This window comes from Rhodosalinus halophilus (genome assembly GCF_003298775.1).
GTDB lineage: Bacteria > Pseudomonadota > Alphaproteobacteria > Rhodobacterales > Rhodobacteraceae > Rhodosalinus > Rhodosalinus halophilus.
Genome location: NZ_QNTQ01000006.1, coordinates 516,498 through 528,578, shown reverse-complemented (window position 1 = coordinate 528,578; position 12,081 = coordinate 516,498). Strand labels below are relative to the sequence as shown.

Sequence of the window (12,081 nt, the reverse complement as noted above, 5' to 3'; positions counted from 1 at the left end):
GGACGATGCTCCGTCAGAGTTCCGCCCGAGGGCGGCGGGACAGCACAAGATCTTCCAGAACGATCCGGTTCATCACCGGCCGATCGAATATCAGGTCGAGCCACAGCCGCTCGACCCGCCTTTCGTTGAGCCGGGAGTAGGCGAGGTCGAATTCCACCATCGTCGCGCCGGCGAGCTGCGGCAGTTCGCGCACGACCTGTTCGGTGTTGGGGCCATGCCGCACGTTGAGTCGCGCGAAGACCTCCAGGGGCCGTTCGGCCCGCATTGCGAGATCCAGGCGGATCAGATGTCGCCGCCGGAGGCCCTGCGCGGCCGCCTCCGGCAGATCGAGCGCGAAGGACAGATAGGATCCGTCGAAGCCGAAGACATCGAGGCTCAATGCGTAGGGCGCCGGCGCCCCGTCCGCCTCCGCGGTGCGCATCTGGCGCAGCGTCAGCTCGCTCAGCGCGCAGTCGTGGAACAGCGTCAGATTACCGCCGATGCTTGTGCGCGGCGCCGCTGCGGCGTGGCCCGGCGTGGCCAGCGGCCCGCGCCAGATCTCGGGACGCCAGACCCAGTCGGTGCCAGGCGGCTTGCCCGCAGCCGGATCGGCGCCCGCGGTCTCGGCAAGCCGCCCTTCAGCCGCGTGCAGAAAATGATCGAGCGCGCGCCTGAGCCGCCGCGCGCGACCACGCTCGCGCTGCAGCACCGCGGGCTCTGCAAGGCCGGCCTGCTCCGCGGCGCGCGTCCAGTGCGCCTCGGCCGCGCGCTGCATCATCCGCCCGATCGGCCCGCTGTCCCCCGGCATCGTGTCCTGACCTCGCTACCCGCTTTCGAGCCTTAGCAGGGAATTCCCTTCAATTGAACAAACGCGCGAGTGCCCCGCCGAGCCCCGCGCGTGGTCTTTCCTCGCTCTCGTTGGGCTGACGCCGCGGCGCTCGGGCCTCGATCCGCGCGGCCGCCGCCCCGACCAGCTGCCCGCCGGCCTCTCCGGCCAGCGGGCTGCCCTCGGGGGCATAGAGCGCCAGACCGATGACCCGCCCGCCAGCTCCCGTCGCCCCGCGCCAGTGGCGCGGATCGCCGCCCGGCAGGATGGAATCGCCCCCTTCCGAGAAATGCGCAAGCGCGAGCGCGCCCCGCTGCACCGTCGCGATCGCGGGCACGGGCGTCGCCTGCGCGAGTTCCGCCGCGCGCGGCGGCTCGAGTTCCGGATCGGCGGCCGAGACGGTGACCGTCAGGATCGCAGGCAGCGCCGCCGGGCCCTCCGCGCGGGGATCCAGGCTGGCGCAACTCGCCATCAGAACGAAACTGCCGTCCTCCGCGTCGCGCAGGGCAGCGCGGTCCACGCAGTAGCCAGGCGGCGCAGAGACCGCGATCGCGCCACGCGCCACGACGACCTCGCGCGGCGGCGAGCCGGACGGGGACAGGGCGCAGCCCGCGAGCGCGAAGGCCCCCGCGAGCGCCGCGCTAGATGTCCATGTAGACATGCGTTTCGGCTTTGGCGCCGGGATGGGTCACGGCGCCCTTGTAGGTGGGGCCCACCGTCTGCGCGAATTTCCACACCGCGCCCGAGGCGTAGTTGGTGGGCCGCGGGCCGGACCACTCCTTCCGCCGCGCCTCCATCTCCTCCTCCGAAACGGCGACGGAAAGCTCGCCCTTGATCGCGTCGATGGTGATCAAGTCGCCGTTCTTCAACAGGCCGATGGGGCCGCCCATCGCCGCCTCGGGGCCGACATGACCGACGCAGAAGCCGCGCGTCGCGCCGGAGAAGCGGCCATCGGTGATGAGCGCGACCTTCTTGCCCATGCCCTGCCCCGAGAGCGCGGCCGTGGTGGCCAGCATCTCGCGCATGCCGGGACCGCCCTTGGGCCCCTCGTTGCGGATAACGATGACCTCGCCCTCCTCGTAGGCACGGCTCTTGACCGCCTCGAAGGCCTCTTCCTCGGACTCGAAAACGCGCGCCGGGCCGGTGAATACTTGATGTTCTTCAGCGATGCCCGCGACCTTCACGATGGCGCCTTCCGGGGCAAGATTGCCCTTGAGGCCCACGACCCCGCCGGTCCTGGTGATCGGGGCGTCGATCGGATGGATGACCTTTCCGTCGGCCTCGCGGGTCACGCGGTCAAGTTCCTCGCCGATGCTGCGGCCCGAGACTGTCATGCAGTCCTCGTGGATGAGGCCCGCGCGGCGCAGCTCCTTCATCACCACGGGCACGCCGCCGGCCTCGTAGAGATCCTTGGCGACGAACTGCCCGCCGGGCTTCATGTCCACGAAATAGGGCGTGTCGCGGAAGATCTCGCAGACATCGTCGAGGAAGAAGTCGATGCCCGCCTCGTGCGCGATGGCCGGCAGGTGCAGCCCCGCGTTGGTCGATCCGCCGGTGCAGGCCACCACGCGCGCCGCGTTCTCGAGGCTTTGCCGCGTGACGATGTCACGCGCGCGGATGTTCTTTTCGATTAGGTCCATGACTGCCTTGCCGGAGGCCTCGCCATACTGGTCGCGGCTCTCATAGGGCGCGGGCATGCCCGACGAGTTGAAGAGCGCGAGCCCGATCGCCTCGCTCACGCAGGCCATGGTGTTGGCGGTGAACTGGCCCCCGCAGGCGCCCGCCGACGGGCAGGCCACCCGCTCGAGGATCGCGAGCGCGGCGTCCGAAAGCGTCCCGCTCTGGTGGCGGCCGACGGCCTCGAACATGTCCTGCACGGTCAGGTCACGGGTGCGGAAATCCTCCGGCACCTCGGGGTCGTTGGGCGCCTTGCCCGGCAGGATCGAGCCGCCGTAGATGAAGACCGAGGGCACGTTGAGCCGGACCATCGCCATCATCATGCCCGGCAGCGACTTGTCGCAACCGGCGAGGCCCACGAGCGCGTCGTAGCAGTGCCCACGCATGGTCAGCTCCACCGTGTCGGCGATCGCCTCGCGCGAGGGCAGCGAGGAGCGCATCCCCTCGTGGCCCATGGCGATGCCGTCGGTCACGGTGATGGTGGTGAACTCGCGCGGGGTGCCCGAGCCCTCCTTCACGCCCATCTTCACCGCCTGCGCCTGGCGGGCGAGCGCGATATTGCAGGGCGCGGCCTCGTTCCAGCAGGTGGCGACGCCGACGAGGGGCTGGTGAATCTCCTCCTCGGTCATGCCCATCGCGTAGTAGTAGGAGCGGTGCGGCGCCCGCGCGGGGCCCTCCGTCACGTAGCGGCTGGGCAGCTTCGACTTGTCGAACGGACGCTTGAGCATGCGGGCCTCCCTGATCGGTCCTGATCGGGAATACGGAATGCCCCCCCGTCGCACAAGGCCGATCGACGGAGGTAGATTGCGCAGGGGCCTGCGCTGCCCTAGTTCCCCCTCATGCACGCCGCCTACGCCCCGCACGACGCCTTCGTCGCCCCCGCCCGCGCGCGCCCCGAAATCTGGCGCCTGATCGCGGGACTCGTGGTGGCGGCCGCCGTGCTCTTCGGCCTGTCGAGCGCGCTGCGCGGCGTGCTCTACGCGCTGGCGCCCGACACGCTTTATGCAGAGCTCGCGATGGAGGGCGGCACCGGCACCACGCCGGCGAGCGCATTGATCCTGCTGGGCAGCTTCGCCTTCATGGCGCTGGGCGCGATCGCGGCGGCGCATCACCTGCACGGACGGAGCGCCAAGAGCCTGATCGGCCCGTCGCTGGGCGCCGCGGCGCGGGACTTCTTCCGCGTGCTGGGCGCGCTCGCGCTGCTCTACATCGCGGTCGCGCTGCTGCCGCCCTGGGGCGTGCCCGGCGGCATGGAGCCCGAGCCCAATCTCGCGCCCGGCCTGTGGCTCGCGCTGTTGCCGCTGACGCTCGCCGTGCTGGTGATCCAGACGGGCGCGGAGGAGATCCTGTTCCGCGGCTACCTGCAGCAACAGCTCGCGGCGCGCTTCGCCTCGCCGCTGATCTGGATCGGCGTTCCCTCGGCCCTGTTCGCCTTCGGGCACTACGTGCCGGCGGATTTCGGCGGCAATGCCGCGATCGTCGCGCTCTGGAGCGCTGCCTTCGCGGTCGCGCTCGCCGATGTCACGGCGCGCGCGGGAAACCTCGGCCCGGCCGTCGCCATGCACTTCATGAACAATGTCTTTCCGGTGGCATTCACGGCGATGGAAGGCGCGCTGTCGGGGCTCGCGCTCTACACCGTGCCCGCGGCGACCGAGGATCCGGCGATGCTCCGCTCGGCCATGCCTGTCGAGGCCGGGATGCTGCTCTGCTCCTGGCTCGCCGCGCGGCTCGCGCTCCGGCGCTGATTGCATTTCTCGCCGGAGCGGCTTATCTGCATCGCACGATCCGAGAGGCGCCATGAACTGGATCAGCAATTACGTCCGCCCCCGCATCAACTCCATCTTCTCGCGGCGCGAGATGCCGGAGAACCTGTGGACGAAATGCGACGAGTGCGGAACGATGTTGTTTCACCGCGAACTCGCGGAGAACCTCAACGTCTGCACCTCCTGCGGTCATCACATGGCGATGAGGCCGCGCGCACGGTTCCGCGCTCTCTTCGACGCGGGCGTGTTCAGCGAGGTCGCCGTGCCGCAGCCGATGCCCGATCCGCTGCACTTCCGCGACCAGAAGAAATACCCCGACCGCATGAAGGCCGCGCAGAAGGCCACGGGCGAGAAGGAGGCGATGCTGGTCGCGCAAGGCGAGATCGGGCGCACGCCGGTCGTCGCGGCGGCGCAGGATTTCTCCTTCATGGGCGGGTCGATGGGCATGTACGTCGGCAACGCCATCATCGCGGCGGCGCAACGCGCGGTCGAGACGAAGCGCCCGCTGATCCTCTTCTCCGCTGCGGGCGGCGCTCGGATGCAGGAGGGCATCCTCAGCCTCATGCAGATGCCGCGGACCACCGTCGCCGTCGAGATGGTGAAGGAGGCGGGGCTGCCCTACATCGTCGTGCTCACGCATCCGACGACCGGCGGCGTCACGGCGAGCTACGCCATGCTGGGTGACATCCAGATCGCCGAACCGGGCGCGCTGATCTGCTTCGCCGGCCCGAGGGTGATCGAGCAGACGATCCGCGAGAAGCTGCCCGAGGGCTTCCAGCGCGCGGAATACCTGCTCGACCACGGCATGCTCGATCGGGTCACGCATCGCAAGGACATGCGCGAGGAGCTGATCACGCTGACGCGGATGCTCATGGGCCTGCCCCCCGCCGTGAAGGGCGATCTGCCCGCACCGGGCGCGGCCCTGCCCGACGCCGACACCGAGGCACAGCAAAGCGAGCCCGCTCAGGGCTGACGAGGGACAGGATACCAGCCATGGCGCACACGCTTCTTCAATTCGATTTCCCCTTCACCGGCCCCTGGGGCGGCGAGATGGCCACCGCGATGGAGGGGCTGGCCACCGACATCGCCGCCGAGCCCGGCCTGGTCTGGAAGGTCTGGACCGAGAACGCGGCAGAAGGCCGCGCCGGCGGCATCTACGTCTTCGACAGCCCCGAGGCCGCGGCCGCCTACAAGGAGAAGCACACCGCGCGGCTGGCCGAGTTCGGCATCACCGACATCCGCGCCATGACCTTCGACGTGAACCCCGCCCTGTCGCAGATCACCCGCGCGCCGCTCTGACGCGCCCCTCGGAAAGCATCGGCCCATGACCGCGCAAGGCGCCGCGCCCTCCGATCTCGTGCTCGCGCGGATGATGGCGCTGCACCCCAAGATCATCGACCTGACGCTCGACCGGGTCTGGCGGCTGCTGTCCGCGCTCGACCATCCCGAACGAACGCTTCCCCCGGCGATTCATCTCGCCGGCACCAACGGCAAGGGCTCGACCCTGGCTTTCCTCCGCGCCGGCATCGAGGGCGCGGGTCAGACGGCGCATGCCTACACCTCGCCGCATCTCGCGCGTTTTCACGAGCGGGTGCGGGTGGCCGGCGAACTGATCTCCGAGCCGGAGCTCGCGGCCGTGCTCGACGAATGCGAGGCCGCGAACGGCGGGGAGCCGATCACCTATTTCGAGATCACCACCTGCGCGGCGCTCTTGGCCTTCTCGCGCGTGCCGGCAGACTGGACGCTGCTCGAGACGGGCCTTGGCGGGCGGCTCGACGCCACCAACGTGATCGACTCGCCTGCGCTGACCGTCATCACCCCCGTCTCGATGGATCACGAACAGTATCTGGGCGACACGCTGGGAAGGATCGCCTTCGAAAAGGCGGGCATCCTCAAGCGCGGCAGCCCCTGCATCCTCGGCCCCCAGCCCAAGGAGGCGCTCGAGGTGATCGAGGCGCAGGCCGCGTGCGTCGGTGCGCCTCTGCACGTCCACGGGCAGCACTGGCACGTCCGCGAAGAGCGCGGGCGCATGGTCTTCGAGGACGAGAAAGGCCTGCTCGACCTGCCGCTTCCCGTGCTTCCCGGCGCGCATCAGCTCGCCAACGCCGGCGCGGCGGTCGCGGCGCTGCGGCACCTCGGCCTGGGCGAGGCGGCCTGCGAGGCCGCGGTCACGCGGGCGGAATGGCCCGCGCGCTTCCAGCGCCTGCGGCGCGGTCCGCTGGCCGAGGCAGCCCCCGAGGTCGAGCTCTGGCTCGACGGCGGGCACAATCCCGCGGCCGGCGCGGCGCTCGCCGCGCATCTCGCGGTTCTGCCGCGGCGTCCCACGCATCTGATCTGCGGGATGCTCTCGACCAAGGACGCCACGGGCTTCCTCGCGCCGCTCGCGGAGGTGGCCGACAGCCTGATCGCCGTGCCGATCCCCGGGGAAGCGGCGGCGCTCGACCCGGACACGCTGGCCGGGACGGCGGAGCGGGCGGGGCACATCACCCGCACGGCGGAGAGCCCTGCCGAGGCGCTGGCCGGGATTGCCTTGCAGACCCCGGAGGCGCGGGTGCTCATATGCGGCTCGCTCTACCTCGCCGGGCAGATCCTGCGCGAGAACGGCTGACACAAGCTATGGACGCGAACCGCGGCGCAGGGGTATTTGGTGACCATTGAAAGGAGGCGGCGGAGGCAAGCCCTCTCGACGCCTCTGAACCTTGCCTCGCGAGCGTCGGGCTGAGCCGCACCGGCCCTAAGCGGCAGAGTTTTCGACTGGCCAGGCAAAGCCGACCGCGTCACCCGCGAAAGCCGCAAGACCGGAACGCGACGCGCCTCAGCCCTCCGCCCGGCCCCAGCCGTGGCTCATCATCTCGCGCAGGCGGCTGGCCGTGCGGGCGAATTCGAAGCTGCCCTCGCCCTCGACGTAGAGGCTTTCGGGTTCGGCGGCCGCCGAGGCGATCAGGCGCACCTTCGCCTCGTAGAGCGCGTCGATCAGCGTGACGAAGCGCTTCGCCTCGTTGAAGTTCGACCGCGACAGGCGCGGAATGTCCTCGAGCACGAGCACACGCACCGTCTCGGCGATGGCGAGGTAGTCCGCCGGGCCGAGAGGCTGGCCGCAGAGGTCGAAGAAGCGCGCGCGCGCCACGCCGTTGTGAAACTCCGGCAGGATCACGTCGCGGCCCTTGACCCGCAGCGTCAGCGGTGCCGTCTCGCCGCCCGTGAGCCCCTCCCAGATCGCCGCGATCCGCGCGCGCGCCTCCGCGTCGGCAGGCGTGAAGTAGACCGGGCTGCCCGCCATGCGGTTCTGCCGGTGGTCGGTCGCGCCCGAAAGCTCCCACACCACCATCCGCTCCTTGAGAAGGTCGATGAAGGGCAGGAAGAGCGCGCGGTTGAGCCCGTCCTTGTAGAGGTCGTCAGGCGGGCGGTTCGAGGTCGCCACGACCACAACGCCGGCGCCGAAGAGCTGCTCGAAGAGCCGGCCCACGATCATCGCGTCGGTGATGTCGGTGATCTGCATCTCGTCGAAGGCGAGGCAGCGGACCTCGTCCGAGATGGCCTTGGCCACCGGCTTCACGGCGTCGTCCACGCCGCGCGCGCGCGCCTCGGTCATGCCCTGATGCACCTCCTGCATGAAGGCGTGGAAATGCACGCGGCGCGCGGGCACGGTGAGCGCACCGGCGAAGATGTCCATGAGCATCGACTTGCCGCGCCCGACTCCGCCCCAGAGGTAGAGGCCGCGGGGCGGTTCCGGCGCACGGCGGAACAGGCCGCGCTTCGGCGGCCGCTCCAGCGCCTCGAAGATGCGCTCGAACTCGGGCAGCACCGCCTCCTGCGCCGGGTCGGGGTCGATGCTCCCCCGGGCCACACGGTCGGCGTAGAGATCCTGCATCACGGTCGCCATGCGCGCTCTCCTAACGCGGCGCGCGCCGGACGGAAAGCCGCGGAGCACGGGGCGCCCGATCGGGCGAGGCTAGTTCGGCCGCTCCTCGACGAAGCGCGCGATCTGGCGGGCCACCTCGTCGGTGTGCGTGTAGGGCAGTCCGTGCCCCGCCCCCTCGATGACCTCCTGCACCGTGCCCCTGTTCCACTGTGCCAGCTGGCCGAGGCTGGCCTTCGGAACGAGCGTGTCGCTCTCGCCCCAGAGCGCCAGCACGGGCAGACCCGTCTCGGCGATGCGGCGATGCTCCGCCGCCATCGACCGCGCGAGAATGCCGCGAATGCTGGAGATGACGGAAGGCAGGAAGCCGCGCCGGCGCAGCTCTGCGAGCTGCCGGTCGTGGATGTCGGGGACGGACGCGGGCAGCGCGCGTTCGGCCTCGATCCCCTGCCGCAGCTGGCGTGGGAAGAAGAGATGAAACGCCCAGTCGCCGAGGATCGGCAGATCGCGCACGAGGCGGGCCTGCCAGCCGAGGTTTTCCCGGACCCCGGCCGGCGCGATCAGGATCAGCCGGTCGATCTCGGGATGTTCGGCGGCGAAAGCCGTGCAGATGGCCCCGCCCATCGAATAGCCCAGGAGCGTGACCTCCGAGGTCTCGACATCCTGGTCCGCCAGCAGCGCCTCGAGCTGGCGCACGAAGAAGGCCGCGTTCTGTCGCCCCTCCGCCCGATCCGAGAAACCCCGCCCGTAGAGGTCGTAGACCAGCACGCGGAACCCCAGCGCACCGAGCCGCGGCGCGAGCCCCTCCCAGACGAAGGAGGGGGTCGTGAGCCCGTGCACGCAGACGGCCACCGGCCCGCGCGATGCGCCGAGCCAGCGGTAGTGCGTGCCCCCCTGCGGCAGCGGCGCGATCTCTCCGGGGGCGTCCCGACGGGCCCGCGCGTCGATCTCGGGGCGCAGCCTTTCACGTGCGAAGGGCGCGGCGAGCGCGAGAAGGAGGACGAGCCACCAGCCCATCGCCGCCTCAGCCCGCCTGCCAGCGGTCCAGGATGTAGCGCGCGCACATCAGGTCCAGATGCGCGCCGCCGCCATTCTTGAAGAGCGTGATCTCGTCCTCGCCCTGCCGCCGGAACGTGCCGGGCGGGTCGTAGTAGTCGGCCACGACGTCCTCGGGCCGGAAGGCACCCGCTTCTACGGGGATCTTTAGTTCGCCGATGTGGCCGATCGTCGTGTCGCGGCTGTCCACGAAGACGCGGGCACGGGCGAGCGCGGTATCGTCGGCCTCGCGCATGTCGGGGCGAAAGGCCCCGATCAGGTCGACATGCTGGCCGGGCTGCAGCCAGTCGCCCAGGATCAGCGGCTCCTTCGCCATCGTCGCGGATGTCACGATGTCGGCGGCGCGCACGGCGCGCTCCAGATCGTCGGCCACCTGCATGCCGGGGAAATCGGCGGCGAGCGCCTCGGCCCGGTCGCGCGAGCGGTTCCAGACGCTGAAGCGGGCCATGGGGAAGGCCGCGCCATAGGCTTCGCGCAGCGAGCGGCCGACGGTGCCCGCGCCGACGATCAGGATCTCGCGGGCGTCCGGCCGCGCGAGCCGGCGCGCGGCGGTCAGGCTGTCGCCGGCCGTCTTCCACTTGGTGACGAGGTGGAAGTCGACGATCGCCTCCAGCACGCCGGTGTCGTCGGCGTAGAGGCTCACGCCGCCGTTGACGCTCGGCAGCCCCTTCTCGCCGTTGCCGGGAAAGATCGTCGCCGATTTCACCGCGATGCCCAGCCCGTCGATCCAGGCCGCGCGCGAGAGCAGCGTGTCCCCGCCGCGGTAGAGGAAACTGTCGGCGATCTCGGCCCGCGGCATGCGGTGGCCCGCCTCGAAGGCGTCGCAGAGCGCCAGCCAGTCGAGCCGCGCCTCGCCTTCCTCGAAGGGGATGACAGGAACGCTCATGCCGCCTCCCGCGCGTCGAGAAGGCCCGCCTCGACGAGGCGGCGCGCCCAGCCCTCGGGACCGGTGAAATGGTGCGTCTGCCAGCCGCGCGCGGCGGCCGCGGCGATGTTGTCGGCGCGGTCGTCGGTGAAAAGCAGCCGCTCGGGCGGGATGCCGCAGTCGGCCTCGACCATGGCGTAGATCTCTTCCTCGGGCTTGATGACGCCCATGTGCCCGGAGACGTAGGCCCGGTCGAAGGCGTCGAGGAAGGGGTAGTGCCCGCGCGCCACCTCGAAGCTGCCGATGCCGAAGTTGGTGAGCGCGAAGACCGGCACGCCCCGGGCCTGAAGCGCGCGCATGAGCGCGACGGACCTCGGGATCTCGGGCCGGGCGAGCTCGATCCAGCGGTCGTGCCACATGCGGATCTCCTCGCGGAACTCGGGGACGGCCTCGGCGGTGGCGTAGATCGTCTCGCGGAAGTCCGCCCCACGGTCCACCTCGTCGTTCATGCCGTGCAGATCGACGGCCTCGAACATGGCGCGGCGCCGCGCCTTGCCCACCTGGGCGTCGTAGAAACGCTCGGGCTGCCATTCGATCAGCACGTTGCCGATGTCGAAGATCACCGCATGGGGTTGCATCGCTCTCCTTTCGCTTGCGGCCGGGGGCAAGGCGCTTGCAAGCGCCTTGCAAAATCCTTCCAAGGATTTTGCCTCGCGTCCACGTCAGCAAACGCGAGCCGCGCCGCGATGTAAAGCCGGCGCCTCAGCGCCGCGCGGCGCGCAGCGCCCGCTCCAGCGCGTCGAGAAAGCGCGAGCGGTCCGCCTTGCCGAAGCTGCGCCCGCCGCCCTGGCGGAAGGGATCGGCCGCGCGCAGATCCGTCATCAGGTCGCGCATCGCCAGCGCCTCGCGCACGTTCGCCTGCGTGAGCGCCGTGCCGTCGGGCTTGAGCACCTGCGCGCCCGCCTCCACGCAGCGGGCGGCGAGCGGCATGTCGGCGGTCACGACCACGTCGCCCGGCCCCGCACGCTCCGCGATCCAGCGGTCGGCCTCGTCCGGGCCTTCGGGAACCGTCACCATCTCGACCAGCGGGTTGGCGGAGGGCCGGAGACCGCCGTTGCTGACCAGCACCAGCGGCACGCGATGCCGGGTCGCCACCCGCTCGGCCTCGGCCTTCACCGGGCAGGCGTCGGCATCGACGTAGACGGTCACGCGCCCAGCGCCTCGGCGTGGAAGGCGACGTGATCCTCCATGAAGCTCGCCACGAAGAAATAGCTGTGGTCATAGCCCTGCTGCAGCCGCAGGCTGCCCGGCTGGCGCCGCACCGCCATCGCCTCGGCCAGCGCCTCGGGCTTGAGCGTGTCGATGAACTGGTCCGACAGCCCCTGGTCGATCAGGACGTGGCCGTCGAAGCCGCGCTCGCCCATGAGCAGCACGGAGTCGTGTCCGGCCCAGGCGCCCTCGTCGGGGCCGAGGTAGGCCTCGAGCTGCTTGCGCCCCCAGTCGGCGGAACTCGGATGCGCGATGGGCGCGAAGGCCGAAACGGAGGCGTAGCGCCCCGGCAGCCCCATCGCCAGCGTCAGCGCGCCGTGCCCGCCCATCGAGTGCCCGGTGATCGCCTGACGCGCCGGATCGATGTTGAAATTCACCTCGAGCAGGCGTGGAAGCTCTTCGGCCACATAGTCCCACATGCGGAAATGCGGCGCCCAGGGCGCCTGCGTGGCGTTGACGTAGAACCCCGCCCCCTGCCCCAGATCGTAGTGCGGATCGTCGGCGACCCCCTCGCCGCGCGGACTGGTGTCGGGGAAGACCACCGCGATGCCGTGCCGCGCCGCCCAGCCCTGCGCGCCGGCCTTGATCATGGCGTTCTCATGCGTGCAGGTCAGCCCCGAGAGATACCACAGAACGGGGACCGGCCCGCGCTCGGCCTGCGGCGGCAGGTAGAGGCCGAAGGTCATGTCGCAGGAACAGGCCTTCGAGGCGTGGGTATAGACCCCCTGCACGCCGCCGAAGGCGCGGTTTTCGGACACGGTCTGCATGGCGGGGACTCCTGTGGTGC

General features: G+C 70.6%; 13 protein-coding genes. 4 read left to right on the top strand and 9 right to left on the bottom strand.

Going from position 1 to position 12,081, the window contains the following annotated elements:
• Positions 1–13: 13 nt before the first annotated feature.
• Genes DRV85_RS09170 through ilvD form a run of 3 tightly spaced genes read right to left on the bottom strand, consistent with a single transcriptional unit; the run spans position 14 to position 3,210 of the window.
• Positions 14–787: a DUF6478 family protein gene (locus DRV85_RS09170; protein ID WP_113289138.1), complete on the bottom strand. Its 774-nt coding sequence runs from the start codon at positions 785–787 to the stop codon at positions 14–16.
• A 49-nt stretch (positions 788–836) separates the two neighbouring features.
• Complete coding sequence (locus tag DRV85_RS09165; RefSeq protein ID WP_147238820.1) at positions 837–1,466, bottom strand: dihydroxy-acid dehydratase; 630 nt, start codon at positions 1,464–1,466, stop codon at positions 837–839.
• Entirely contained in the window at positions 1,447–3,210 is a 1,764-nt protein-coding gene (gene ilvD / locus DRV85_RS09160; RefSeq protein ID WP_113289136.1) for a dihydroxy-acid dehydratase, read from the bottom strand. Before ilvD ends, DRV85_RS09165 begins: the two co-directional genes overlap by 20 nt.
• A 111-nt stretch (positions 3,211–3,321) precedes the next feature.
• On the opposite strand from ilvD, the gene DRV85_RS09155 reads away from it, so the two are divergent.
• Genes DRV85_RS09155 through DRV85_RS09140 form a run of 4 tightly spaced genes read left to right on the top strand, consistent with a single transcriptional unit; the run spans position 3,322 to position 6,853 of the window.
• Positions 3,322–4,227, top strand: coding sequence for a CPBP family intramembrane glutamic endopeptidase (locus DRV85_RS09155; protein ID WP_113289135.1), 906 nt, complete (start codon positions 3,322–3,324; stop codon positions 4,225–4,227).
• Between the two features lie 52 nt (positions 4,228–4,279).
• Complete coding sequence (gene accD, locus DRV85_RS09150; RefSeq protein ID WP_113289134.1) at positions 4,280–5,218, top strand: acetyl-CoA carboxylase, carboxyltransferase subunit beta; 939 nt, start codon at positions 4,280–4,282, stop codon at positions 5,216–5,218.
• A 20-nt stretch (positions 5,219–5,238) separates the two neighbouring features.
• Entirely contained in the window at positions 5,239–5,544 is a 306-nt protein-coding gene (locus tag DRV85_RS09145) for a monooxygenase (RefSeq protein ID WP_113289133.1), read from the top strand.
• Positions 5,545–5,569: 25 nt separating this feature from the next.
• Positions 5,570–6,853 carry a bifunctional folylpolyglutamate synthase/dihydrofolate synthase gene (locus DRV85_RS09140; RefSeq protein WP_113289132.1) on the top strand — a complete coding sequence of 428 codons (1,284 nt, stop codon included), beginning with the start codon at positions 5,570–5,572 and terminating at the stop codon, positions 6,851–6,853.
• Positions 6,854–7,060: 207 nt separating this feature from the next.
• On the opposite strand, the gene zapE is transcribed toward DRV85_RS09140, so the two are convergent.
• The 6 genes from zapE to fghA all read right to left on the bottom strand — a co-directional run bounded on the left by zapE (position 7,061) and on the right by fghA (position 12,061).
• Positions 7,061–8,128 (bottom strand): cell division protein ZapE, encoded by a 1,068-nt coding sequence (zapE, locus tag DRV85_RS09135; RefSeq protein WP_113289131.1) that lies wholly within the window; start codon positions 8,126–8,128, stop codon positions 7,061–7,063.
• 69 nt (positions 8,129–8,197) lie between these two features.
• Positions 8,198–9,121, bottom strand: a complete 924-nt coding sequence (locus DRV85_RS09130; RefSeq protein WP_113289130.1) for an alpha/beta fold hydrolase — start codon at positions 9,119–9,121, stop codon at positions 8,198–8,200.
• A 7-nt stretch (positions 9,122–9,128) separates the two neighbouring features.
• Complete coding sequence (locus DRV85_RS09125; protein ID WP_113289129.1) at positions 9,129–10,046, bottom strand: ornithine cyclodeaminase family protein; 918 nt, start codon at positions 10,044–10,046, stop codon at positions 9,129–9,131.
• Positions 10,043–10,663: an HAD family hydrolase gene (locus DRV85_RS09120; RefSeq protein WP_113289128.1), complete on the bottom strand. Its 621-nt coding sequence runs from the start codon at positions 10,661–10,663 to the stop codon at positions 10,043–10,045. Before DRV85_RS09120 ends, DRV85_RS09125 begins: the two co-directional genes overlap by 4 nt.
• 124 nt (positions 10,664–10,787) lie before the next feature.
• On the bottom strand, positions 10,788–11,234 hold the full coding sequence (locus tag DRV85_RS09115) for a YaiI/YqxD family protein (RefSeq protein ID WP_113289127.1): 447 nt from the start codon (positions 11,232–11,234) through the stop codon (positions 10,788–10,790).
• Positions 11,231–12,061, bottom strand: a complete 831-nt coding sequence (fghA, locus tag DRV85_RS09110; RefSeq protein WP_113289126.1) for an S-formylglutathione hydrolase — start codon at positions 12,059–12,061, stop codon at positions 11,231–11,233. Before fghA ends, DRV85_RS09115 begins: the two co-directional genes overlap by 4 nt.
• Positions 12,062–12,081 lie beyond the last annotated feature (20 nt).